Origin of the sequence: Psychrobacter sp. NPDC078501 (assembly GCF_044900935.1) — a bacterium.
In the GTDB taxonomy this organism is placed as follows: Bacteria; Pseudomonadota; Gammaproteobacteria; order Pseudomonadales; family Moraxellaceae; genus Psychrobacter.
In genome coordinates this window covers 161,219-187,511 of sequence record NZ_JBJDOS010000003.1, presented here as the reverse complement: position 1 = coordinate 187,511, position 26,293 = coordinate 161,219, and the positions used below count along the sequence as shown (strand labels likewise).

The window sequence follows — 26,293 nt, the reverse complement described above, 5'->3', positions numbered from 1 at the left end:
ACATCAATTGATATGGCGGTTTTTTATACGTATCTACTTGCGATAAATACAAAGCTTTATTCGTCTTTTGCTCTAAAGTCGGTATGGCATGATTTACAGCTTGCACCAACTTGTCCAAAGGCAGGTTTAACATCGTCCATGCTAGTGGCGTTTTGGGCGGCGGCGTTTAGCTCAGCAGTGACTTTTTGAAAGTTTTCAGCTTCAGCACTGAAGCCATCAGCATTAGACCAAACCGCTTCAGTAGCATTACCTACCGCTTCTGGGTCTTCAAAATGACTCCAAGGCTTGGCAGCATCTTCTGCCAAGAACGCCGCTTGCTCTTTAAATACATCGGCATCAAATGTATCAGGTGCTTTTGCCATATCACCCATGACGCCCATTGCATCGCCCCAGTTTTTCATGGTGTCTTGACGCGCTTGCACGTCAGGGTTAGATCCTGTTGAAGTGCTACAGGCCGTTAGACCCAGTGCAGCCGCCATCAAGGTAACGCTAAACAGAGATTTGAAAGATTTGTTGGTATGAACCTGTGCCATATGACTTACTCCTTTAAACTTGGCTAATAGTAAGCGCGATTACAAACGCTCGCTTCGTCGTAAAATATAGTTATACAAAATACTGCCTAAAATTCTTTTGAGCACAGTTGCTAATAAAGAACGTCTTCTATTGTAACGGTTATCTGCGCGTTGGGAATTATATAGTTGTTATATCCTCGTAATATTTTAGATAAGCATAACTTAACTTGGTTGTGGCTACTTATGGTTGGTTACGATGATTTTATGGTAGTTATACAACGTATTCTTTACGATAACAACGTGAGAAGCAACGTGAGAAGAGCTCTTTTGAATGGTACTGACAATAAAAAAGGCCAGCGAATAGTAGCTGACCTTTTTAATATTTTCCAAAAATATGAATGCCGTGATATTTACGAAACTTATAGTGCCAACCAATCACGCGGCTTTAGATAATAATCGGTCAACTCAAATTCTGGCGTTCCTTCAGCAGGCTCAAAACGATAATGCCAGCTGGCAAGCGGCGGCATACTGACTAGAATGGATTCAATACGTCCGTTGCTCTGTAGCCCAAATAGCGTTCCACGATCGTAGACCAGATTGTACTCGACGTAGCGACCACGGCGATAGAGCTGAAACTCGCGCTGCGCTTCAGTATAAGGCGTATTTTTACGTTGTTCAAAAATCGGCATGATACCGTCAAGATAACCGTTGCCAACTGCTTTCATAAAATTAAAGCAAGTCTCAAAGTCCCAGCCGCGACTCTCAGTACTGACGTCATCATAAAACAGACCACCAATACCGCGCTGCTCATCACGATGGCGTAGATGGAAATACTCATCACACCACTGTTTAAAATCAGCGTAAATATTGTCCCCAAAAGGCGCACACAAGTCATGACAAACTTGATGCCAGTGTACACAATCAGCGAGTACTGGATAGAATGGCGTTAAGTCAAAACCACCGCCAAACCACCAGATAGGTGCTTCGCCTTCCGCTTCTGCTACGAATAAACGCACATTGGCATGGCTCGTAGGCACGTTTGGATTTTTGGGATGGACAACCAGTGATACGCCCATTGCTTGGGCTTTACGCCCAGAGATATTGGGGTGACGCGCGGTCGCCGAGGCGGGGAGGTTATGTACATGAATATGGCTAAACATGACGCCCGCTTTTTCGATGACCTCGCCATCTGCCAATACGCACGACCGACCGCCGCCGCCTTCAGGACGTTCCCAGTCATCAGGTACAAAGGTCGCATGCTCATTGTTATTAGTACTACCATCACGCTCTTGTGCTTCTAGCGATTCACAGATACGTGCCTGTAAATCAACCAAAAATTCACGCACTCGCATGATGTCGTTATTGGTTGGCGTCGTCACGGACGCTACCGTTGATAAGTCCGTTTCGTTATTTGTATTTGTAATACTCATAAGATATCTATTTATTCAGGTGTATGGCGGTATTTAGGTCTGTATCGAGAGAGGCGTCTATATCAAGATTGATATTTTTATCAAACAAGTGGCCCATGCGATCACGTTTGGTTGCTAGATATTCCGCATTCATATCATTGACACCGACCAACAATGGTACCCGTTCGACAACATCAATACCATGCTCAGTCAGATAAGCGACTTTGTTTGGATTGTTGGTGATGAGCCTGACAGCGTCGACACCGATATGGGCAAGCATCGGACCACACATATCATAGATACGCGCATCGGCAGGTAAGCCTAACATGAGGTTTGCATCCAAAGTATCATGCCCTTGATCTTGGAGGGCGTACGCACGAATCTTATTGGTCAAACCAATACCGCGACCTTCTTGACGCAAATATAAAATTGCACCGCAACCTGACTCTTGGATGGCTTGCATGGCAGTATTGAGCTGCGGACCACAGTCGCATTTCAATGAGCTAAACGCGTCGCCTGTCAGACATTCAGAATGAATGCGAATGAGCGGCACTTGCTTTGCTATAGATTCGTTCTTTTGGTTTAATATCATGTCGTCTGAGGGTTGGCTAGCCATGACATCTGTCTGTTGATCGACCACAGCTAGACCAACGGTCAGCATGACATGCTCTTGACCTTCGCTATTTTCAAAGATATGAATATCAAACTCGCCGTGACGAGTGGGTAATTTGGCACTAGTGATAAATTGATATGACATTGCTGTCCTACATAAGCCTAAAGTCGTGGCGGTGAAAAGTATGTTATTGCTGTTCGAGATGAGCGCTGTTTGAGACGGTTACTGTTCGAGATAACTATTAGTAAAGATGAGCATATCACCCAAACCTTACTGCTAAGATTGGGATGATACCAGTATAACCTGTTCATAAAGACAGCGTGCTCATTGTATTTTTTATAAAAACACACAAAGTTCACAGACGACGCACGATGATTAAAGCGACAATTAAAAAAAAATGCTATTATGCCATACTATTTTGACGGATACAGTGACAAGTCTTTACCCTTACATTACTATGTCGTCACTAACATCCGCTATTGATGCAAAATAATAGGGCATAATGTCACCCCTCAGTTGTCAATAGTATGAAAGCATCAATATTTTGATATAAAAATGTTGGTATTGACGCGCAGTCTATTGTGCTAGCGTGTCTACTGTCGTAAGTAGCGCAGCTATACAAATACGAAAGTTGCATGAATAATTATATGGTCGATTACATCAATAATGATGTAGGTATTATTGACGTCTTTTGATTATAGTCACCGCTATATTTTAAAGACACATCTTGTCAGCAGATTGGTAGGTATCGTACGGTTTATGCAGCAGTCACCTCATTCTCCAAAGTCTCAGTCCCTATCTACATCAGTGCTGGATTCTGCTGCTCAGCTATCGAGCTTACAGCAGACCTATACTGTGATTCCACGCGTGCGTCCTCATACGCCATTGCTTGATGCAATTGATACACCCACTGACCTTAGCACGCTTTCGGCTGCTAAGCTTATTACGCTGGCTGATGAATTGCGCCTTTTTCTATTGTATTCAGCTGGTCAGAGCGGTGGGCATTTTGGTGCCAATTTGGGCGTGGTTGAGCTGACCATCGTATTGCACTATTTGTTAGATACGCCGCAAGATCAAATCGTCTGGGACGTGGGTCATCAAGCCTATGCTCATAAAGTACTGACAGGTCGCCGTGAGCAGCTAGGTACTATCAGATCTAAAGACGGTTTGACGGCATTTCCTGAGCGTGCAGAGTCTGTCTACGATACATTTGGCGTTGGGCATTCATCGACCTCTATCTCAGCTGGTCTGGGCATGAGCCTCGCCCTGCGTTATCAAGGCCGCGAGCAAACGGTTGCTTGCATCATCGGTGATGGTGCGATGACAGGCGGCATGGCATTTGAAGCCATGAATGACGCAGTACAGCAAGATGCTGATTTGCTGGTTATCCTAAACGATAATGATATGTCGATATCATGCTCCATTGGCGGATTTTCACGACATTTAGCGATGCTTTGGGAATCAGGTTATCAAGTTGATATCTCTGAGTCAGGTGAGCCAGTACTCTGCCACCGTCCTGATATGCAGGCGTTCGATCGCCGCAAGCGTCATAAAGAGATGCGTGATGTTCCGCAGCTAGAAGACAACTTATTCAAAGCGATTGGTTTTACCTATTTTGGTCCATTTGATGGACATAATATTCCTGAGCTACTGCGCGTATTGTCACTGGCGAAGCAAGTAAAAGGCCCAGTATTGGTACATATCTATACCACTAAAGGTAAAGGCTTTGCACCAGCAGAGTTAGATCCAGTGGGCTATCATGCAATCAGTAAATTGCCAGTCGAAAATCATAAAGAGCATGAAAAGTCTAAAGCTGACTCTGTAGAGCAGCTAAAAAAACAACCAAGTACAAAGCCAGCGTTAAAATATTCGCAAGTGTTTGGCCAGTTCTTATGTGATAAAGCGGCCGAAGACGATAAGCTACTAGCTGTCACCCCTGCCATGGAAGAAGGCTCAGGGATGACGGACTTTGCTCGTCACTTTCCAGAGCGTTTCTTTGACGTGGCCATTGCTGAGCAACACGCTGTCACGCTAGCGGCTGGGATGGCAACTCAAGGCGTCAAACCTATTGTCGCGATTTATTCAACGTTCTTGCAGCGTGGATATGACCAGCTGATTCATGACGTGGCTTTACAGAATCTCGATGTTATGTTTGCCATCGATCGAGCGGGCCTAGTCGGTGAAGACGGTGCCACGCATGCTGGCGTGTTTGATTTTGGATTTTTACGTTGTGTGCCTAATATGGTGATTGCAGCGCCAAAAGATGAGAACGAATGCTACCATTTGCTCAATACTTGCTATGAATACTCAGGTTGCACGGCAGTACGTTATCCGCGTGGTACAGGCACAGGTGCTGATATTGAGCAGCCAGCCCAAACTTATAAAGTTGGCGAAGCAGTTGTCGAGTCAGTATTAGGTAAAGCTGATGCACCTTACAAATTGGCACTATTGGCCTTTGGTACGATGGTAGCAACTGCTCAGCAAGCAGCAGAAAGCTTAACAAATAACGATGCAGCGTTAGATTGCCAGATACAGGTGGTTAATATGCGCTGGGTAAAACCGCTAGATACCGCCATGCTTGAGACGTTATTAGTACAAGGGGTCACTCATATAGCAACCCTAGAAGAGCACATGATTATGGGCGGCGCGGGTAGTGCAGTGAATGAGTATTTACTCAACGAGTCGGCAGCCTTTAAGCAAAGTCGTCCAGCTATTGCTAATATCGGTATTCCTGACCGCTTTATTGCACATGGCTCTCAAGCAGAGCAATTGGCTGACTGTGGTCTAGATGTCGAGGGCGTGACTAAACAGCTTAAAATGCTTTTATCGTAAGCGTTACAATATTATTTTAAAAAATTAATGCGCTAAAAAGGCATGAATTAAAACCGATATAAGCTCCTTAAACAGAGCAAACACCTGCTAGCCGTAGGTGCTTACTTTTTTACAACTTGCGCAGTTTAGAGGATCGCCAAAGTACTGGCTTGGTCAGCGTGACGGTTTTTTCGTTTTTATTGAACAATTTTAGTATAATGCGGGTGTCTTTTATAAGTTTTCGTTGATAAGAGACACGTTTTTAATCGCATAGATGTGGTGTGATGCGGCGGCTGTTTGGCATGTTGTGGGCACAGAGTTAGTCTTATTTTTTATATTCATTCATCAAGCAAATAGGTTATTTATGGAACCCATGGTCGTCATCGCAGCGCGTACTGCTGAAAAAGTTGGTAAAGAGATTTTATATGCGCATCAAAATCGCCACAAAATCGAGTTAGATATTGAGTCTAAAGGACTTGATGGTCTGGTTACCCGCATTGATCGCTTTAGCGAAGAGCTCACGATTGAGACGCTAAAAGCCAGCTATCCTAATCATTCATTTTTGGGTGAAGAGTTTGGTATGCAAGAAGGCCGTGGCGAAGATGCTGACTGGTGCTGGATTATCGATCCACTAGACGGCACTAAGAACTTTGTCCACGGTGTACCGCAGTTCTGCGTATCTATCGCTGTACAGCATAAAGGTGTTACCCAACACGGTGTGGTCTATGATCCTGTTCGTGATGAGATGTTCTCAGCGAGCCGCGGTAAAGGCGCGCGCTTGAACAATCGCCGTATGCAAGTGAGCGAGCGCAAAACCATTGATGGCGGTTTCTTTACGACCGGTCATCCGCTTGAGCGTAAGCGCAATGGCGAAGTTATCTCTTATGCCAAACAGCACTTTGAGAGCTTACAGAAGGTATCTGAGGCAGGTGGTCAGGTACGTCGTATGGGTTCAGCTGCGCTTGATTTATGCTATGTTGCTGCTGGTCGTTTTGACGGTTATTTTGAGATGTCTATCAAGCCTTGGGACATCGCAGCGGGCGAGCTTATTGTAACTGAAGCACGCGGTGTGGTGGTTGATCATACTGGCGCGCACAATTCTATGACATCAGGCTCTATCTTCGCTTGTAATGTGAAATTGCTTAAGCCATTGATGCAAACAGTTGTACCAATCTGGGGTGACGCAATCTAAAAGTTAACCTTAATGGTATCAACGTTTAGCGCTTTCAGGATTTAAATTCAAGTAATATCTAGATTGAGTATGAATGAAAAAAAGCTGGTTCCATTATGGAGCCAGCTTTTTTGTTTTATCATTACCCTTATTGTCAGCTTTATCTTCAACAGTGATGCCTTTGAATGCTAGCTCTTTACTGGTAGTTTCTAGCAGCTGCAACTCTTCTTCTATCAGCATCAGCATATCTTGTACGCGAGGCAGCGCCTTGCTACAAGCGGTGATGCCAAACTCAATCTTATCTAGATAACTGGCTAAGGTGATATTCATCGCTTGACCATTGAAGACGATAGAAGCAGGGTACAGCGATTGTAGACGTGCACCATTCCAGTACAGCGGTTTTTCAGAACCGGGTACGTTAGAGATAATTAGGTTAAATGCCTGCTTTCTAGGAAACAGTCCTGTCGCCAAATTAATGCCTTGCCACGCGTATGAGACGATACTGTAGTTAATGACCTGCGCTTGGTTCATGCGGCGAAAGCGACGTTTGCCGTTATTCATACTACGATGGATAAGCTCTATCCTGCGCAGTGGATTGTCCAAATGCGTACCCAAGTTTGCCAATACAAATGACAGCTGGTTGCCCGAGATACTATTATCTGTACGCAGGGACATCGGTACAAATGCAATCAACGGTTTGCTTGGTAGCGCATCCATTGAGATTAGATAACGGCGAATAGCACCTGCACAGACTGCTAATACCACATCGTTTCTACTAATTTTGAGCCTTTCAGCAATATCGTTAAACCGCTCTATATCATAAGACTGTGCGGCTATACGTCGTGAGGCTGATATACGTTTGTTCAAGATACTCATCGGGGCGTCAAAAGTACCGACGTACCCTTCATCACCGTAGTTTTTTACATTATCTAGCAGTTCTGTGAATACAGGTTTGATGGTAGATATCTGCTCTTTTATGATGCCTCTGATAGATCGTTCGGCAGGTAATATAGCGTTTACTTGGTTACGATGGCGCGCCATCAACGACCAGACAGGCAGGGTAACTGGCTCTGTTGGCGATTGAGATAAGGATTTTTGAACCAAACGCATCGCTGCGATACCATCAACCAAAGAGTGATGAATCTTAAAATACCACGCAAAACGTTCAGGTCCACCTTCGACTTCTGGCTGGATACCTTCGATAACATGACATTCCCACAAAGGCATGGCACGATCTAATAAACGTCCATGTTCTCTTGAGACGTACATCAATAGTTCACGTACGCGTCCAGGACTTGGTAGCGCGACATGATGCAAATGATGCTCAACATCAAAGTCTTTGTCTTTTTTCCAAAAGGCTAAATGCTCAAGTACTTGATTAAAAGGAAAGCTGGGCGGCACATCAGACTCTTGCATTTGTTTTACCAATTGATAGACAAAATTGCTATCCGCATTATCTGGTAATTCAAATACAAACAGTCCACCAACGTGCATGGGCTGTTTACGCGACTCAAGAAGTAGAAACAACTGGTCGACTGCTGTGAGAAGTCGCATAATAAATCCTTTTATGACGATAAGTGTTATGTGAAAATTATAATAAGTAGATATTCAATCAAATAACATTTTTTTATTATTTTATAGAGCGTGTTAAGCAATCAACCATAGCACTGACAGCACTATACGTAAATACTCAACACGCTCTATTATGATATGTCATTTATACTTCAATTTATTGAAAGAAATACCCAGTCTGTGGTGAGCTGGCAGTAGCCATCTTACGCATAGGCATACGACCTGCCAAAAACGCAGCGCGGCCTGCCCACATAGCATGTTTCATTGCGTGTGCCATCATTACCGGGTTTTGTGCATTGGCAATGGCTGAGTTCATCAGTACGCCATCACAGCCAAGCTCCATCGCAAGTGCAGCATCAGACGCAGTACCGACACCAGCGTCAACCAATACGGGTACTTTAGCGTTTTCGATTATCAAGCTAAGCGTATGACGATTGAGTAGACCAAGTCCTGAACCAATCAAGCTGCCAAGCGGCATAATAGCGACACAGCCCATGCTTTCTAATTCTTGTGCGACGATAGGATCATCTGACGTATAAACCATCACTTCAAAACCATCATCGATCAATACTTTGGCGGCTTTTAAGGTTTCCATAACATTTGGATATAAGGTTTTTTCATCCCCCAATACCTCAAGCTTAACCAAATTATGCCCACCCAATAACTCGCGAGCAAGCTTACAAGTGCGAATGGCTGTTTCGGCGTCAAAGCAGCCAGCAGTATTCGGTAATATCGTATATTTATCAGGTGAAATCACATCTAATAAGTTAGGCTCATCACTGTTTTGTCCAATATTGACACGGCGAATGGCGACGGTCACGATTTCGGCTGCTGAAGCGGCAATGGCTTCTCCAGTCTCTGTCATGTCTTTATACTTACCGGTACCAACCAGCAGACGTGAAGAAAAGGTACGGCTACCGACAGTAAAGGTATCTTGTAAAAGTGGCGTTGGATGAGTAGTGCTAACGTTCTCTGACATAACGGAAAATCCTAATATCGAGCGGGAGAAGGGGACAGACAAAATATGATTGGTAATCTAAGCAATCTAAAAGGTGTAATAGACAATGGCAAGCGGTCTGCAAAAAAAGGCATGATATGCTAACTTTGATAGTAATAACATGTGCTAGGCGATAGGTATAAAGCGCCAGTCACATAAAATAATACCCGTCTAAAACAAAATGCTATTATAACAAACTCATGCAACCTTACTGGCAGTCTTTTTTGATTCGAACTGTTAAGGACAAGGCATCCATCATGTCTTGGCGTGCGTACTTCTTATCTTCTCCTCACTTATTGGGCCGTCTTTATGATGCAGTTGCCATACAGCTTTGCGAAACGCCATCAGATTTTGGCCATACTTGCGATAGATCCAGAATTGCCGCCAACATTGGTACTTACCAAAGCTACCCCGTTGTCAGCGATCAATGAAGCGGTACGGTTTTTACAGCAGCAAGGCAGTCGCGGTGTACCGACTTACGAAAGTGTTAGCGCGGATGATTTTGAAAAACGTATAAACGCAGCTTATGCTGGCAATACAGGAGAGTCGCAGCACATTGCTGCTGGACTTGAAGACCATCCTGATCTCGATAGCTTGGCAGATAGCGTCCCTGAAACTGAAGATTTGATGGATCAACAAGACGATGCGCCTATTATTCGCCTGATCAACGCATTATTGTCCGAAGCCATTCGCTTAAGTGCCTCAGACATTCATATTGAAACCTTTGAAAAGCGATTAGTCGTCCGTTTCCGAGTTGATGGTGAGCTAAAAGAAATCATCACACCAAAACGCCAACTGGCTCCACTGTTAGTCTCGCGTATTAAAGTAATGGCTAAATTGGATATCGCCGAAAAGCGAGTGCCGCAAGATGGTCGTATCAGTTTAAGACTGGCAGGGCGAGAGGTCGATGTGCGTGTATCGACCTTACCATCGAGCTTTGGTGAGCGTGTAGTGATGCGTCTATTAGACAAGCAAGCTGGTCGTTTGAATATGACGTATTTGGGGTTGTCTGATAGTGACTATACTGAGCTAAAGCGCTTAATTCATCGTCCGCATGGCATTATTTTGGTGACAGGGCCGACTGGCTCGGGTAAAACTACGACGCTATATTCTGCATTGACCGATCTCAATGATCAAACTCGCAATATTTTGACCGCTGAAGATCCGATTGAGTTTCAGCTTGATGGTATCGGGCAGACGCAGGTCAATAATAAAGTAGACATGACATTTGCTAAAAGTTTGCGTGCAATGCTTCGTCAAGATCCCGATGTGGTGATGGTTGGTGAAATTCGTGATTTAGAGACAGCAGAGATTGCCGTACAGGCCTCTTTGACAGGGCATTTGGTACTATCAACGCTGCATACCAACACTGCTATTGGCGCGGTTACTCGCTTACAGGACATGGGTGTTGAGCCGTTTCTGTTGTCGTCGTCGCTTATTGGCGTAGTAGCGCAGCGTTTGGTGCGTACCTTATGTTCACATTGTCAAAGCTGGCAGGCTGCTGATACTGAGCAAGCCAAACTATTTACCGAAATTGGTATTGGGTCAGGGTTGAAAAGTGATGCCAAAGATATAGCAAGTGAGTCGATTCGTTTGCCCAAGCCAGTAGGCTGCGATAAATGTAATCAGTCAGGGTTTAAAGGACGTACTGCTATATATGAAGTCGTGCCAATCGACGATACATTGCGCCGTATGATTCATAGCAATACGGCTGAGTATGAGCTGGAAGAATATGCTCGCCAGCAAACACCGTCGATACGTGCAGATGGTTTGCGTAAGGTCATAGAAGGGCGTACGACATTGGAAGAAGTGCTACGAGTGACGAAAGAGAGCGCATTAACGGACGAGACAATACTGGTATAAATTTGCAGACTCGATATTGGGATAGCAAATAAAAAACAACTGGCGTAAATAGCCAGTTGTTTTAATATTTTTCTAATTTTGGAGCTTTAGAGTTTTTAGCCGCTATTATTTTGCAGCCATACACTCAATCTCAACGCTTGCTCCAGCAGCCAGTTCTGATACACCAAAAGCTGAGCGTACAGGATAAGGCTTTATCATCTCAGCTTTATAGACTTTGTTAAAGTCATCAAAGTCATCCATATCAGTCAGCATGACCATACATTTAACGATATCAGACTTACGGTAGCCATATTTTAATAGCGTGCTATGGATGTTATCGAGCACTTGCTTGGTTTCAGCTTTGATACCGCCTTTGACCAGTTTGCCATCTTTAAAGCCAATTTGTCCCGACATATATAATGTATTGCCCACGCGTACAGCTTCTGAAAAAGGATAAGTCCCGCCATCGCCCAAGAAAGTAGGCCCAGATTTAGCAACGCTGGCAGCCGTCGTCGTATTAGCATTAGCGCTATGAACAAAACCCAATGAGCACAGAGTGGCTAGCGCTAGCGTAGATAGGCAAGTACTAAGTTTGGACATACTGTTTCCTCATTGGGTTTGTTATCAATTTTTATTAACTACTTATCAGTACTATTATTTTGAGTAGATGAGGCATTACTTTCTTCGATTGGTGCCTCGGTTTCAGTTTCATCTTCTGCAATTTTTTCAGACGCTTTACCTTGGCGGCGTGCCTCTAGCTCCGCTTTTGGTATCCATGCCCACGTCATTTCAACCACAATTGGATCGCGGTCACTGTCAGACTCACGATCTTTGATGACACAAGGAATAATCATCTCACCTTTTGGCGTGTTTAGGATATCCAAACGCTGTTCGTCAGACAAGCTTGCAATAGCAGCAATTTGACCTTTTTTGATTGGACGATGGAAATTTACCGAGTAAGATTTAATCAGCAGAATGCGATCAGAGGGCAAGTTTAAACCCAAAATAAACCCCGTAGCCGTCTCAGCCAGTAATGTGATGGCGACTGCATGAATAGAGCCGATATGGTTTTGGACGGCTTTATTGTTGTTTAAACTAACGACGACTTGGTTTGGTTCTACCGTCTCATAATAAATGCCAGTTGTGCCGACATAGGGAACGACCTTGCCAAAGGCTTTAGATAAAATACTTGAGCGTGCACCAGCAGGCAGATATTTGGTGACGGATAACAGTTTGGTAAATTGATTACTAATTGGTTTTAGCGTGCTACTGGGTTTTTCAACTGAAGGTTTTGTGCTGTCAGATACTTTGGCTGGCAGTTTATTGGTCAACTTGGCGGGTAGTTTTTTTAATAATCCTGACATACAAAATTCCTTAACGTAAATGAGTTGAATGACATTCTTAGCATAGCTTTTTATGATAGCGACACAAATATAGATAATGAAAGTCGCTATAAATACTATGGTACATCAACCATTGCCTTCCTACTATTATTAGCATGAACTGCTGCGCTTACAAAACTATAGTAGCGTGGCTATGTTGCTAGGTTATGTCATCAATTTAGATCGCCACTTAAAGTAGTCTAGGTATCTTATCTATCAGCGTCATTTGGGCATTGGTATTATTAAGTGATTGGTATAGTCAGTTCAATATAATTTGGATACAAGGAAGCCGAGAGACAGTGCTACAAATAGTAGACTAAGCGAGACTGACACCGTATCTAATTTATAGAGGGTTGACTATAGTTACCATGCCAATAGGCAGCCGCGTTATAATGACAAAATGTTAGCATGTCTATTTCAAACCTGTTTTCAATGCCGCTGGATAACGTTATGCCTGATATGTCTGCTCATGAACCGACCAATATTATTTATACGGGCGTTGCTGGTACAGGTAAAACCTATAGATTGCTGCAAATCGCGAAGCAATACACCGACTATCTACCCAAGACTGAAAATGAAGATTTATTAGAGCACCTGCTGCAAGGTTTAAGCTGGCGCGAAGTATTGTGTCTGGTGTTTTTAGATTTACGTGCTGAACAACAGGATTTGTTAAAGGTACGAGAAATTATTGATCATCCTTTTTTTATGACCAAAGCTGCTCAGAACTCACGTGATAAAAATCTAGATAGTACAGCTTGGTTAGAGCTACGCAGACATAGTCCTACAAACTCTCAAACAGTCAGTTTTGATAACCGCGCTAGCCAAGCTTATTTTGATAAGGACAATAGTGGGGCATGGTATTTATTGCCAGAGAGTATGGTGCTACTAGAAGATTTATCGCAGCAATTAGCAGAGTTTCAGCAGGCACAGCGTGACAACCAACCCCATCAAAATCAAAACATCGGTCAGCAACGTTTTAGTATGGTGAGCTTCCATCAAGCCTACGGCTATGAAGAGTTTGTAGAAGGTATACGGCCTGTCATGAGTGGCGCTTCACCAGCAAATAACAGCCCTTCTAATCAAACTCAAATGAGTTACGCGGTACAAGATGGAGCATTCCTGAAGCTATGTCAACGCGCAGCCCGTAACCCTCAGCAGCGTTATGCCATGCTGATTGATGAGATTAACCGTGCTAACGTGTCACGAGTGTTTGGTGAGCTTCTCAGTTTGATAGAGCCTGATAAACGAGCGGGCAAGCCAAATGCGATGACAGTAAGTTTGGCGTATTCTAGGCGTGCTTTTAGTGTGCCTGCCAATGTCGATATTTATGCCACTATGAATACCCAAGATCATTCTTTAGCGCCACTTGATATGGCGTTACGTCGACGTTTTCGTTTTATTGACTGTCCACCGCAGCCTAATTTACTATCGACAATTCGAGCCAGCAATGACACCGACACTGGACTGTCTGAAGACTTAGAAGCAGGTGCGATAGATTTGAGTAAATTACTAACAGGCTTGAATAGACGTATCGTGCAGACACTGGGAGTAGAAGCACAGTTGGGGCATGCGTTTTTATTCGCAATCACTCAGTTAGAGCAATTACAAACGGCGCTCGTTGAACAAATTATTCCTCAATTGGCTCAAGCAGCTGGTGGTCAAATTACGGTGCTGCAGTATATCTTTAGAGATGAGCAGCAACCGACGAGTAAGCAGTTCGTACAGGATAGTCAAGCATTGATGAATGACGACTTGTATAATCCGCTGGGCAACCAAAACAATGCTTTCGCTGAACACCAAATGTTTGCAGAGCAGGGTTCTTTTCTTGGTCAGTCTATGAGTATGAATAGCTATACTATCAATGCCGATCTGATCGCTAGGGATGGTGAGTTTAATAATGCTGCTATCTATCAGCGTTTGTACTAGCAGGGTGACTGTTCAGTGATAACGAATAATCAATATTACGCCAAGCAACACGCTATTAGGGTAAGCAGTCGCCAGACTCGTATCCCTAACAGTAGTGTCGCTACCATGAATGTTATCACCGTGTTTGAGCATCAACGTTTGACCGTGCATGATTTTTTGCACACGTCTGATTTCGATTGGCTAATAGCGCAAGAATTTGCAGCATTTACTATCAGGCGTAAGCGAGGGCAATGGCAGCTTAAGGTTGGGCACTACATTGGGATTATTCTACTGCCCAGTGGCATGACGCTGGAGATATTGCCAAAGCTCAATCAGTCTACTCAGTCTAGCGATACCGTCCAGACTCGTCATTGGGTACAGGGTATGCTATCGGATTTGATACATCTAGATGCGCATAACAATCGTAAGCTACCCAATACGAAAAACTTCGGTCAGTTTAGTTCCCAGTCCACTCCTTTACCGTTAAAAGTATTGCCCATATCAGACTGGCTGATTGAGCAGTTTTTGCAGCGTTTAATTGACTATCAACCAACCAAGCATTATCAGGCTCAGATTGAAAATCAGGCATCCCTGCAAGGTCGACTGCTTATCAAAGAGCAACTGCGTCATAATAGTATGCAACCGCATAAGTTCATCTGTGAAAGTAGCGTATTAAGTCACAACATGTTGGCCAATCGATTGATTAAGAGTGCATTGGTTTACTTGATGCCTTTATTGCCCCAGTTTATTTCTTCAAAACTGTTGCAGCCATGGCAGCAAGTGCCTACGCTAAACAACCGCGAAATGCAGCAGATAGCGGTAATATATGCTCAAGCAAAGCGTCAGCTAGACGTTCAGCCACTCCAAAAGCAAAAATTGCATGCCGCGCAGCAGTTAGTAGACTTGGCATACTGGTTATTGAAACAGACGACAGCTGCGACAGGTAACGGTATTGATCCAAATAGACAAAACTGCTCTCAGCTAAGATTGTGTTTGTTAATTGATATGAATCAAGCTTTTGAGCAATGGGCAAGTCAGCGTATCGCATCGATGTTTCAACAGATTAGTAGTAGTTACCGTCCTTTTTATCAGACCCAAAGTGTCTGGCTAAACGATGCTGAGGGACTAGCATGCTTATCTATACGGCCTGATTTGCTAATATTTAAAACTGCCTCTGATGATTGTCAAAACCAGAACGATATAGCAGCTAATCAAACTAAAGCCAAAAACAAAACCAAAGGTCGCTACAGTCATGTCATCGACATTAAGTGGAAGTACTTACCGCATGCTGCTGCAATTAGTGCGAGCGACGCTTATCAATTGACTAGCTATGCACAAGCTTACTTGGCGGGGCAGGTCTGGTTGGTTTATCCGGTGCTAGGTCGTGATAGGCAGCCAGTAGCGCTCAAGCAGCAAACTCATTATGGTAGTAATGATAGCGTTAGTAGCGATAATATTAAAAACAATGAATCAGCCGATGCCCATTTATGGTTGATGCCGTTTGATGTTTTGACAGGTACACTCAACGGTGAAGTACTGCCACATTTGGACAAAGCTTAATATCATTATCAATGACAGCGTGAATGACTGACTAATTGATAGGTAAATAATAAAAGGGTCTTGCTATCACTATTTTGGTGAAATTGACGTAATTTTAAAAAAATTAGCGATTATTTGAAATTAATCGAAAATAGGTGTTGACACAATCGCCTTTACCCCTTAATATGTGCACCTCGATAGCGAGGAACATTAACAAGTTAGCGGCATTGCCAACAACGAGTTGATTAACAAACTATCGTGATAATAGAGAATTTCGGAGTGTGGCGCAGTTTGGTAGCGCATCTGGTTTGGGACCAGAGGGTCGTAGGTTCGAATCCTATCACTCCGACCATCTATTTTAAGAGCCTTACAGGCTTTTTTTTATGTATAACGGTTTAGTTTCTGATATAGTAAAATATATCGTAAAGTAAGCTTAGTATATAAAAGTCCTCTAAGAGCGCCTGTAGCTCAGCTGGATAGAGCATCTCCCTTCTAAGGAGGTGGCCGCAGGTTCGAATCCTGCCAGGCGCACCATTTAGCCTGCAAATCTTGCCTATTCTTTGGCAATAGTTATGGCGGTTGTAGCTCAGTTGGTAGAGCCCCGGGTTGTGATCTCGGTTGTCGTGGGTTCGAGTCCCATCAGTCGCCCCATATTTTATTCTGTATGTATCTACATACAAATCATATCTTAATCTAAAAATATATCAGTAATAGCACTCGCCCTTGATGGCGATTTTTTTATGCCTATTCGATTTTATCTCTATATTATCTTTATAAGATTAAACAGATAGAGTTTGATAGCATCTTCAATACTAGATAATCCCCCAAATTTTTTATCAACATTGCTTGTAGGTTTTCCTTGAGGCCTAGCGTGAATGTGTCTACTCTATTATTGTTTAGTAATTCTAATAAGTAAATAGACATGACGTTTTAAATGATGCATTATGCTTAAGTGTTATCACATCCATACTATTCAATAAAAATTATTTATTGGAGCAAGCATTGGCATAGAGCAAACCGACAGAAATTGGCATAGAGCAAACCGACAGAAATTGTTATTAAGAATACTATTATTTTTTTAAGATGAATCGTTATTAATCTGTATTATTGAGGAATTGATTGATGGACGCACTAAGTGTATTGCTGCAAAACGTGCATTTATTTGAGACTAAGTATTATCGTCTAAATGGCACTGGCAATTGGTCTTATTCTATTACTAGAAAAGACACCATTTTATTTTACTTAGTAATGTCTGGCGGTTTTTGCATTGATGTTGGTAATGGTCTACGAGAAGCTCGCGCTGGTGACATGATCATGATTCCGAATGCGCACAAGCATGTGAGTTACGCACTCAATCACCATGGCGATGTTGCTGAGTCGCTTGATGAACTATTGAGTAATTGTACCGAGCGTACACTTGATATTGATGGCGATGGAGACCCCAATTCATCTTTGATACTGATCGAATGTAAGTACGACAAAGAGATGATTAATCCTCTGTTGTCAGTACTGCCACCGATATTGCCTGAACTCAATGATGCTGCTGACGGTCGGTTTGAAGTGATTGATGTAGAGATAAAGCTGCTAACACTAGAAGCTGAGCGTGAGCGTATGGGCAAAACGGCCGTAATCAATCATTGGGCAAGCATCATGATGATTGAGTGTTTGCGCGTCTATATCGAAAGCTTGCCTGAAGCTACAGAAAACTGGCTTAAGGCCATGAAAGATCCATTTTTGACCAAGGCGCTAGCCGCGATGCATGGGGCACCGAGTGAGAGCTGGACCATTCATCAGCTTGCCGAAGTCGCAGGGATGTCGCGTTCTAGCTTTGCACAGCGTTTTAAAGACACCGTTGGCATGCCGCCACTAACTTATCTGATCGATTACCGCTTACGACTGGCGGCTCGATATTTACGCTTACAGCAAAATAGTATTAGCCGTATCAGCGAGATGGTGGGCTACGCCTCAGATTCGACTTTTAGTCAGGCGTTTAAACGTGTGTATGGCGTCTCGCCAAAAGCATACCGTCAGCAGTATCGACAGAACAATCTTGCATAGTTCTAGTTGTTGTTTATTTAAATTATTCAAGTAAAATCTCGATTAGAAGCGCTAAGGTCATTTATATGTCCTTGGCGCTTTTTTTAATTTATGAATACATATTGTTTATAAACGTTGAATCACTTATATCTATAATACCTTTGGTAACTTGCTATGGCTATTTTAGTTAAGGGCAGCTGACATTGAGTCTGTGTTCAGGTACTATGGGTTGATGAGTCGTCGAGACAAAAGCGTTGGCGCTATAACGCGTTATATGTCCTTATACGATAGGCATATAAAAGGATCGAGACGATGTTTATCTTCGCTGCTGATGGTATGTTATGACTGAACCGACCGCAAAGCTAAATGCAGGAAGCAATGGCCAACAAGAGGCTGCTGCAACTGCTAAAACAGAAAGTAATGTTGATAAAAACACTGCTATAGAGAACCCGCATGTCAGCAAAAATGCGCCGAAAAATGAGTCGGTAGAGACACCTGATAAGGCGGCATTATTGACGATGTTTACTTTGTCAGATATCGAGGCGGTAGCAACTGAAGCAGTAATATCTGAATCATCCGATAGTCTTACAGTAGCTGCAAAACCTGTGGCTCAAGAAACCAATATCGCTACGCAGCGTGTTGCGCTTTATCGTGCTCAGCATGAGCGTACTCGACTGTTATATATGGCATCTGCCAATACGCGTCCTACTTACTTAGTACAAACCCTGAAGCCGCAATTCGCAGAATATCAGCAATATTTACTTGCGCAGCAGCTTGATAAACGTGGGTTGATGGATACGGATACGCTCGAAAGACTCTGGCAGCAGCTGCATGTGGTCGATGACATTATTGCAGATATCGTGCGTCATATGCCTGCACAGCAGCCCGCCGGTTGGCAGCTGACGACTCAAGATGGTCGCAATCCATTGTGCTTTGCTACGGTCGGTAAGTTAAAGCACGGCAAGCCAATTCGCGACCAAGGTAGCCTCAATAGTTATGTACTTGGGCATTTTGGCGTGAGTAGTTTTACTTACGATCGAGGCTATTATATCGGTCATGTGGTTGGTTATTTATTCAGCTGTTACTATTGTGCTCACTTGTCGATTACTTATGGTGTCACAGCCCTTGGCCAGCAAGTCGTGGCTGACTATGATTACGCCAGTCTTGAAACCCCGCATATGGTTAGATTATTACAAGGTCTTGACGGTTATTGCAAAAAACGTATTTATCAGTTGGCTGTCATCTGTGCGCGCTTGAGCGTTTTTGCGAGTGATAAACGTATTGAAAGAATGCTAATCGCTGAGGTTAATGATTTTGATAAAAAGCTACAGCAGCAGCATCTGGATGTCTTGTTATTGCAAGGTTTGATGCCTGATAGTAATGACTCAACGCCACTTTTCTAAGCGTCGCATGTCAAATTAATAAATTTCTATTAAGTCATAAATTATAACTGTCTACCTGTAAGCCTCTTAGGATATCTGCTGCCATGCCTGCCTATCATTTCAAAGCGCTTGACGACCATGGCGTTGTCCAAAAAGGCTTGCTAGAAGGAGATTCTGCGCGGCAAATTCGCCAGCAGTTGCGCGATAAGCAATGGACACCAGTTGAAGTCAACCCGGTCAATGACAGACAGAGTCAGAGCAAAAACCGCTACAAAAAACCGTCTGCATACGAGTTGGCATTGCTGACACGTCAGTTGTCTGTATTATTGGCAGCGGGTATCCCACTTGAGGAAACCTTGGCAGCGGTTGCTAAGCAATCCCCAAAGACTCATATTAAGTCCTTAATGCTTGCAGTGCGCTCACATGTCTTAGAAGGGCTCAGCTTAGCACGTGCTCTGCAACAAGCCGCTAGCTTTCCGCCGTTATACATCGCTACGATTGCCGCAGGCGAAAAATCTGGCCATCTTGACCTTATCCTCAATCAGCTAGCAGACTACACCGAAAACCGCTTTGCGCTCCAAAAGAAAATCCAAGGGGCCATGGTCTATCCGATTGTCCTGATGGTAATGGCAATTGCGGTAATTATGGGACTGATGAGCTTCGTTGTGCCCAAAATTGTCAAAGTCTTTGAACAGTCTGAGCAAGCGCTGCCTTTAATTACTCAAATCGTTCTCACGCTATCGAATATCATTACTCAGTGGTGGTGGTTAATATTATTGGTATTGGTAAGTACCGCATTTTTATTCTACCGTTTTGCCCAAACGCAAGCAGGTAAATTAACTATCGATAGCGTGGTGCTTAGATTGCCGATACTAGCTAGATTGTCCAAAGGTCTGAATGCCGCGCGATTTGCCAGTACCCTTGCGATACTAGTACGATCAGGGGTGCCACTGATTGAGGCATTACATATTGGGGCTGCGGTCACGACCAATTTACATATCCAAAAAACGATTATTACTGCGGCTGATAGGGTCACAGAAGGCTCCAGCTTGTCTAGTCAACTAGAGAAATCTACTTACTTTCCACCGATGATGGTACAGATGATAAAAAGCGGAGAAAACTCAGGCGAGCTTGAAAATATGCTGAGCCGTGCCGCCAATATGCAGGAAGCAGAAGCAACCAATTTTATCAGCACCTTATTATCATTACTTGAGCCTTTAATGCTGGTGCTAATGGGCGTAGTAGTCATGATTATTGTGATGGCGGTTATGCTACCTATCGTTAATATGAACGATTTAGCAGGCTAAGTTAATTCGCTAGCCGATGATTTATCATTCTTTATGTATAGCTAGCTGCCAATCTCCAAAACCTCTATTTAGTTCTCTTTTACTCTATTCATATCACCTAACTTACTTGCTAAACCTTGGACTAGCTTTCTTAAGGTTTGCTTACTGTTGTATATTGTTGAACGAACGCTATTTTTGCTATGGCAAACACCAGCGCCGCGCTATAGTAAGCACGGTTTAATAGTCATACATTTAGAGTCTGCTAACATTTAGCTTCGGCTAAGATAGTAAATTCAAACTAGGTCCAGCGCTGGATAAAAATAAAACCATGGTTTATAGTGACAATAGTTTCAGAACTCATTGATATATCATTGATGAGAGCCACAATAGAACGCCACTTTTACTATTTACATAACTGTGATGACCAAAGCGATGACTATGACTGACAAATTCCAAATAAATATGACGCCAAAAAGTGCTATTCAGAATACGCAATCCCATTCAAATATTGTAAATGACCATAAGACCGCTTCTTCAGCTATGCAGCGCAGTGCGACAAAAAAGTCTGGTCAAGCAGGATTCACTCTTATCGAGATTATGGTCGTTATTGTGATCCTAGCCATTCTTGCTGGATTAGTGGTGCCAAAAGTAGTTGGTCAAAGTGATAAGGCCCGTGTTAAAACAACTGAAACGGCGCTTGCCACTGTCTCAAATGCGCTAGATATGTATAAGGTTGATAACTCGCGCTATCCAACGACTGCACAAGGGTTAGAGGCGCTTACGACACCGCCAGCTGATGCAAAAAACTATCCTGAAGGTGGATATATTAAAGGTGGCTATCCAACCGATGGCTGGGAAAATGAGATGCAGTATATAGGTCCTCCAGAAGCCCAGCCTTATAACTTATTCTCTTTAGGTGCTGATGGACAAGTAGGCGGTGAAGGATTAGATGCAGACATTCCTGTAAAACTATAAAGCTTAATAACAGACGTATAGTGAACAAATTCTGATACTGATATAGCTTTGTAGCATGAAACATTCGTTCATCGCTGCACTTTCAACAATTTATAAATATCAACCAATATTCCCTTATTGGTTGATATTTTTTATCAGTAGATAAACTGCCTACTGTTCAATACAAGTTTGATAGCCAATGCTATAAATATATCTAGGCGCTCAGCAAAACAGTCATCGCAAACTGCAATTAAAGGTAATCATCTATGTTGATCCAACAGTCTAATAAATATTTTTCTAAAAACCTTTATAAATTGGTTCTAACCGTTGCAAGCACTTCATTGGTAACGGCCTTGTCAATGACATCGGTCAGTGCCCAAGCAGCAGGTCTAAACGACTTATTTAAAAATAGCTCCTCAGTAAAATCAAAGTTCTTACCAGTGGATGAAGCCTTTCAGGTGGTCAGTAATACCAAAGCGACTTCCAAAGGCACGCGGTTGTCGATCAGTTTTGAAATTACGCCAGGGCATTATGTCTATAAGGATAAGCTTACGTTGAGCTTCCCTAAAGGAATAAACGCCACACCGTTCACTTTCAATCAAGCATCAGTATCAATCAATGATCCGACCTTTGGTCAGGTTCCTGTATTTACGCAAAGAAGCGTCATTGCAACCACGACGCTGACGACCAGTAATGGTAAGGGCGCCAAAAACGCGCCTATTATTATTGGTTGGCAAGGGTGTGCAACAGCAGGTCTATGCTATCCACCAGAAAAAGTCAAAACCAAGATAGATATTGCTGCGACCCGCAAATAAATAGCGAGCAGATTGATTAAAATATCGGTAATAATAGGTAGCCATTCATGTCCATCAAGACATCACCAAAGTCCTCATCATCTAGCGTATCTACCCATTCGAAAAAATCCCATATCTTAGCGCTTGCCATCGCTAGTGGCTCATTGCTGACAGGTTTATCAGCGACATCGACGGTACAAGCGGCAGGGTTAGGCGACCTTTTCGGTAGTAGTGAAAGCTCATCGAAGTCAAAGTTCTTGCCAGTAGATCAAGCGTTTCAGGTAAGTACAGATAGTACCCCTGTTAAAGCGGGTACGCGGTTATCTGTTAATTTTGATATTACTCCTGAACATTACGTCTATAAAAAGCAAATCAAACTTACGCTACCCGCTGGCGTGACGGCGGCACCTTTTACCTTTAGCCAGACACCATATTCGATAGATGATCCAACATTTGGCAAAGTACTGGTATTTGACCAAGCAAATATGGTCGCTACCACCACACTGACGAACGATAGTGGCAAGAATATAGAAGACGGAGCTATCGTCGTCGGGTGGCAAGGTTGTGCAAAAGCAGGACTATGCTATCCACCTGAAAAGATTAATACGACTGTCAATATTGTAGCCGCATCGATGCAGGTATCAGCAGATAGTGAGAGTAGTGCGAGCTCGGCCGATTCAGAGAATAGTGCTACGGCGACGTCAGAGGAAGCAAGCTCAACAGCTCTTGATAATACTTTGCCTGATGAGGCGCAAGCACTGACAGACGATGGGGCTATTGACTATGATCTCATTGATGACAGCGCTGTAGAGTATGATTCTTTAGATAGTAGTGCAGCGACGAATACGATTTCTGCAGCAACTAGCAGCGTAACAGGCGAGACGGCCAATAGCGAAAGTACCTTGAGCAACAGTTTCGTTGATAGCGATCCTTTTGGTTTGGCTTCTCACCCTTGGCTGGCATTAGTACTATTATTTTTAGCAGGCTTAGGCTTGGCCTTGACGCCATGTGTGTTACCGATGTTACCTATCGTGGCCAACATTGTAGCCCGCGAACAAAACCCAACGGTCAAACGCGGTGTCATCTTGACCACCAGTTACGCGATTGGGGTAGCGACTGCTTATGGTATTTTGGGCGCTGTTATCGCAGTATTCGGTGAGTCTTTAGGTATTATTGGTTGGCTGCAGAATCCAATTATTCTCATTAGCTTTGCTATTGTTTTTATACTTCTCGCACTATACATGTTAGGTCTTTTTAGTATACGTTTGCCGCATACAATCAGTCGTAAGATGCAAGGCTTAAGCCAAGCTGGTGACAGTAAACTTGGTAGTACAGGCGGCAGTTTGATCGCTGGGTTTTTATCAGCGCTAGTCGTGTCACCTTGTGTTTCTGCGCCATTATTTGGGGCATTATTGGCGGTCTCTACCATTGGTAGTCCGTTGCTCGGCTTTGCCGCTTTATTCATGCTGGGTTTTGGTTTGTCCGCGCCGCTTATCCTAATTGGTGCTACTCAAGGCAAGATTATGCCAAAAGCAGGCGAGTGGATGAATTGGGTCAAGCAAGGCTTTGCTTTACTACTGTTTGCCGTGGCACTGCTATTGATTGAGCGCGTCTTTATATCGCCAGTCATGCTGATGGTATGGGCATTATGGTTTATGGTTGTGGCAACATGGGCATGGAGTTGGCTAGGTAAAGGTCGTATGCTGACCCAAGCACTAAGCCTTATCGCTGGTATTTGGGCGGCTTGCCTAATAGTTGGCGCTGCGTTGGGTAATGACGATAGCTTACATCCACTAGCGTCATTGGGTGCAGCACCGATGATGGTACAGTCAACGTCTGGTCAACCAGCGAATAGTGATAGCACCACTGATAAGACGATCACGACGCTTGCAGAGCTAGATGCCATTGTCGCAGCCAATCCGAATGTCATTGTTGATCTGACAGCAGAGTGGTGTATTGAGTGCCGCATTATGGACAAGAACTTGTTTCATAATCGTCCAGAACAGATGCAAGATTGGCAACTAGTAAAGCTCGATATCACTGAGACGACAGCAGACTCAAAAGCCGTGTTGTCTCGTTATCAACTCTTTGGTCCACCAGCGTTACTGTATTATGTTGATGGTCAGCTAGTAAATCAGCAAGTTGGTGAGATTGGTCGCTCAGAATTTGAGCAAACATTATCGGCGTTGAACAACTAACATTTAACAATGAACACTTAAGAAACCATTGTAATATTTCGAAAATTCTTAAGAATTTTAATAAGGTCAGTATACTAAGAAAAGTATGCTGGCTTTTTTGATGCCATTAAATTCATACTATAGAATATTTATTAAGTATTTGTTATATAAGCAATTATATTGATAGGTGGTTATTTTAACTATCGATAAAGCTAGTATCGTGCTTATATTTTCATTACAATAAAGAAACAATGCAGCAGGGGCACTAATTGTCATTTTTTTCGCTCCTAATATCTGCGATTAGCTGATAGTCTCAGTCAATTCTATTTTAGCGATAACGCTAATGGCTATATTAATTACCTCATATACTCTGCTAGCGCTAATGCTAGTTAGATAAAGGACACTTATGTTTGCCCATACCATTACTCAGCGTCACCAACAGCCGTCTTACCAGAATGCGCATATGCCTCTTCGTATTGCAGTTGCTCTTGCGTTGAGTTGTACCGCGATACAAGTACAAGCTGCTGATGATTCTCAGACTTATAACGAACTGCCAGCACCCGAAGCTGCGTTTGAATACGAGGATCTTGACCTATCACAGAGTCTTGATAACAGTGCGATATCTTCTGATATGAGTACACAAAATGGCAAAATAATTAGCAAAGAATTTATTGCCCAGCAAGCCAAGCTATTTTCTGAATGTACGCAAGTCCAGTCTAGTGCTGCTCGCCTCGCTTGTTTTGATAAAGTAGCTGAACAAGGTAAGACACCAAGCTACACCTCAACCAAACAACCAATTGATTTGGCAAAGACCTTTCAAAGTACGGTCTCAGGTAATCCAAAAGTGATATTGGCTGAATCTCAAACGGCGATGAGTGGGACGACAGTTGAAGATGCAGATACCATCTTAATGACCAATCAGCAAACAGCTGCTAGCAAATTGAAGGCAAATGGCAACGTAGAAATAGATGCTGAAACGAATAGTGAGGCACAGATTTTAGAAAATGTAGGTGTCACTCAAACAGACATCGAAAAATTCTCGCCACTCAGTCTATCTTATGACCTAGACAAAAATAGTGAGCGTGGTACTTGGACGGTTAGACCATATCGACCGACGTATCTGTTACCATTATTTTATACTTTCGATCCCAATTTAAATCCAAGCACACCATCACAAGAAACAGATCCTTTTGACTCTAATGATATACGCGAAACTGAGCTAAAATTCCAATTATCCCTAAAAACAAAAGTCGCAGAAGATTTGTTTGATACCAGTGCTGATCTATGGTTTGGTTATACCCAAGAATCACATTGGCAAGTTTATAACGAAGACAACTCGCGTCCATTCCGTGCTACCGATTATCAACCTGAAATATTCTTAACCCAACCTGTGACAGCAGATCTACCTTTTGGTGGACGTCTACGTATGTTGGGCGCAGGTGCTGTCCATCACTCGAATGGACAAGATGATCCATTATCACGTTCATGGAATCGTGCTTACCTCATGGCGGGTGCAGAGTGGGGCAGACTCTCAGTCATACCGCGCCTATGGGCTCGAGTAAATAATGAAAGTAGTAGTGATGACGATAATCCAGATATCGAAGACTACATGGGCTACGGTGATATCAAATTCTTATATGATTTGCCGGCTGATCAGAGTATTAGCGGTACCTTGCGCTACAATCCAGGTACCAATAAAGGTGCTGCGCAAATCGACTATATTTATCCTATCTCAGAGAACGTTAATGGTATGGTTCAGCTATTCCAGGGATATGGTGAGTCAATCATTGATTATAATCATGAAAATACCTCTATCGGCTTTGGTATTGTACTGAATGATTGGAAAGGGCTTTAATTCGGAAAGGACATCAATTTGAGAAAGGCTCTAATATAGGTGGAATTTATTATAA

The 26,293-nt window shown here is 43.2% G+C and carries 19 protein-coding genes and 3 tRNA genes; 15 read left to right on the top strand and 7 right to left on the bottom strand.

Annotated elements, in window-relative coordinates:
• Window positions 1–56 precede the first annotated feature (56 nt).
• The 3 genes from ACI2IW_RS06555 to ribA all read right to left on the bottom strand — a co-directional run bounded on the left by ACI2IW_RS06555 (window position 57) and on the right by ribA (window position 2,678).
• A complete protein-coding gene (locus tag ACI2IW_RS06555) occupies window positions 57–533 on the bottom strand; it encodes a cytochrome c (RefSeq protein ID WP_057758167.1) in 477 nt (158 codons plus the stop codon).
• A 398-nt stretch (window positions 534–931) separates the two neighbouring features.
• On the bottom strand, window positions 932–1,942 hold the full coding sequence (gene hemF / locus ACI2IW_RS06550; protein WP_404693097.1) for an oxygen-dependent coproporphyrinogen oxidase: 1,011 nt from the start codon (window positions 1,940–1,942) through the stop codon (window positions 932–934).
• A gap of 7 nt (window positions 1,943–1,949) precedes the next feature.
• A complete protein-coding gene (gene ribA / locus ACI2IW_RS06545) occupies window positions 1,950–2,678 on the bottom strand; it encodes a GTP cyclohydrolase II (RefSeq protein ID WP_404693096.1) in 729 nt (242 codons plus the stop codon).
• A 615-nt stretch (window positions 2,679–3,293) separates the two neighbouring features.
• Here ribA and dxs point away from each other — a divergent pair.
• Both dxs and ACI2IW_RS06535 read left to right on the top strand, forming a co-directional pair.
• A complete protein-coding gene (gene dxs / locus ACI2IW_RS06540; protein WP_404693095.1) occupies window positions 3,294–5,366 on the top strand; it encodes a 1-deoxy-D-xylulose-5-phosphate synthase in 2,073 nt (690 codons plus the stop codon).
• A gap of 343 nt (window positions 5,367–5,709) precedes the next feature.
• Window positions 5,710–6,537: an inositol monophosphatase family protein gene (locus ACI2IW_RS06535; protein ID WP_397476559.1), complete on the top strand. Its 828-nt coding sequence runs from the start codon at window positions 5,710–5,712 to the stop codon at window positions 6,535–6,537.
• Between the two features lie 93 nt (window positions 6,538–6,630).
• Here ACI2IW_RS06535 and ACI2IW_RS06530 read toward each other — a convergent pair whose 3' ends face one another.
• Window positions 6,631–8,070 (bottom strand): wax ester/triacylglycerol synthase family O-acyltransferase, encoded by a 1,440-nt coding sequence (locus ACI2IW_RS06530; RefSeq protein WP_404693094.1) that lies wholly within the window; start codon window positions 8,068–8,070, stop codon window positions 6,631–6,633.
• A gap of 175 nt (window positions 8,071–8,245) precedes the next feature.
• A complete protein-coding gene (locus tag ACI2IW_RS06525; protein WP_101205496.1) occupies window positions 8,246–9,067 on the bottom strand; it encodes a thiazole synthase in 822 nt (273 codons plus the stop codon).
• A gap of 327 nt (window positions 9,068–9,394) precedes the next feature.
• Between ACI2IW_RS06525 and gspE the strand changes: the two genes are divergently transcribed.
• Window positions 9,395–10,948: a type II secretion system ATPase GspE gene (gspE, locus tag ACI2IW_RS06520; protein WP_404693093.1), complete on the top strand. Its 1,554-nt coding sequence runs from the start codon at window positions 9,395–9,397 to the stop codon at window positions 10,946–10,948.
• Window positions 10,949–11,053: 105 nt separating this feature from the next.
• Here the strand turns inward: gspE and ACI2IW_RS06515 are convergent, their stop codons facing one another.
• Window positions 11,054–11,527 (bottom strand): RidA family protein, encoded by a 474-nt coding sequence (locus tag ACI2IW_RS06515; protein WP_404693092.1) that lies wholly within the window; start codon window positions 11,525–11,527, stop codon window positions 11,054–11,056.
• A 38-nt stretch (window positions 11,528–11,565) separates the two neighbouring features.
• Complete coding sequence (locus ACI2IW_RS06510; RefSeq protein ID WP_404693091.1) at window positions 11,566–12,291, bottom strand: DUF4442 domain-containing protein; 726 nt, start codon at window positions 12,289–12,291, stop codon at window positions 11,566–11,568.
• Between the two features lie 426 nt (window positions 12,292–12,717).
• Here ACI2IW_RS06510 and ACI2IW_RS06505 point away from each other — a divergent pair, with 426 nt between their 5' ends.
• The 12 genes from ACI2IW_RS06505 to ACI2IW_RS06450 all read left to right on the top strand — a co-directional run bounded on the left by ACI2IW_RS06505 (window position 12,718) and on the right by ACI2IW_RS06450 (window position 26,238).
• The gene (locus ACI2IW_RS06505; RefSeq protein ID WP_404693090.1) at window positions 12,718–14,235 is read left to right on the top strand and encodes an McrB family protein; all 1,518 of its coding nucleotides are present in this window, start codon (window positions 12,718–12,720) and stop codon (window positions 14,233–14,235) included.
• Window positions 14,236–14,250: 15 nt separating this feature from the next.
• Window positions 14,251–15,774: an McrC family protein gene (locus ACI2IW_RS06500; protein ID WP_227522936.1), complete on the top strand. Its 1,524-nt coding sequence runs from the start codon at window positions 14,251–14,253 to the stop codon at window positions 15,772–15,774.
• A 254-nt stretch (window positions 15,775–16,028) separates the two neighbouring features.
• Window positions 16,029–16,105, top strand: a tRNA-Pro gene (locus tag ACI2IW_RS06495).
• 105 nt (window positions 16,106–16,210) lie between these two features.
• A tRNA-Arg gene (locus ACI2IW_RS06490) sits at window positions 16,211–16,287 on the top strand.
• A gap of 41 nt (window positions 16,288–16,328) precedes the next feature.
• Window positions 16,329–16,404: transfer RNA gene (locus ACI2IW_RS06485), tRNA-His, on the top strand.
• Between the two features lie 471 nt (window positions 16,405–16,875).
• Window positions 16,876–17,811, top strand: coding sequence for an AraC family transcriptional regulator (locus ACI2IW_RS06480; protein ID WP_102094695.1), 936 nt, complete (start codon window positions 16,876–16,878; stop codon window positions 17,809–17,811).
• A gap of 320 nt (window positions 17,812–18,131) precedes the next feature.
• Window positions 18,132–19,193 (top strand): hypothetical protein, encoded by a 1,062-nt coding sequence (locus ACI2IW_RS06475; protein WP_404693089.1) that lies wholly within the window; start codon window positions 18,132–18,134, stop codon window positions 19,191–19,193.
• Window positions 19,194–19,276: 83 nt separating this feature from the next.
• On the top strand, window positions 19,277–20,479 hold the full coding sequence (gene gspF / locus ACI2IW_RS06470; RefSeq protein ID WP_404693088.1) for a type II secretion system inner membrane protein GspF: 1,203 nt from the start codon (window positions 19,277–19,279) through the stop codon (window positions 20,477–20,479).
• 519 nt (window positions 20,480–20,998) lie between these two features.
• Window positions 20,999–21,433 (top strand): type II secretion system major pseudopilin GspG, encoded by a 435-nt coding sequence (gspG, locus tag ACI2IW_RS06465; protein WP_404693322.1) that lies wholly within the window; start codon window positions 20,999–21,001, stop codon window positions 21,431–21,433.
• Between the two features lie 245 nt (window positions 21,434–21,678).
• Window positions 21,679–22,227, top strand: coding sequence for a protein-disulfide reductase DsbD domain-containing protein (locus ACI2IW_RS06460; RefSeq protein ID WP_404693087.1), 549 nt, complete (start codon window positions 21,679–21,681; stop codon window positions 22,225–22,227).
• Between the two features lie 47 nt (window positions 22,228–22,274).
• A complete protein-coding gene (locus tag ACI2IW_RS06455) occupies window positions 22,275–24,404 on the top strand; it encodes a protein-disulfide reductase DsbD domain-containing protein (protein WP_404693086.1) in 2,130 nt (709 codons plus the stop codon).
• Between the two features lie 385 nt (window positions 24,405–24,789).
• Window positions 24,790–26,238 carry a phospholipase A gene (locus ACI2IW_RS06450; protein ID WP_404693085.1) on the top strand — a complete coding sequence of 483 codons (1,449 nt, stop codon included), beginning with the start codon at window positions 24,790–24,792 and terminating at the stop codon, window positions 26,236–26,238.
• Window positions 26,239–26,293: the final 55 nt, after the last annotated feature.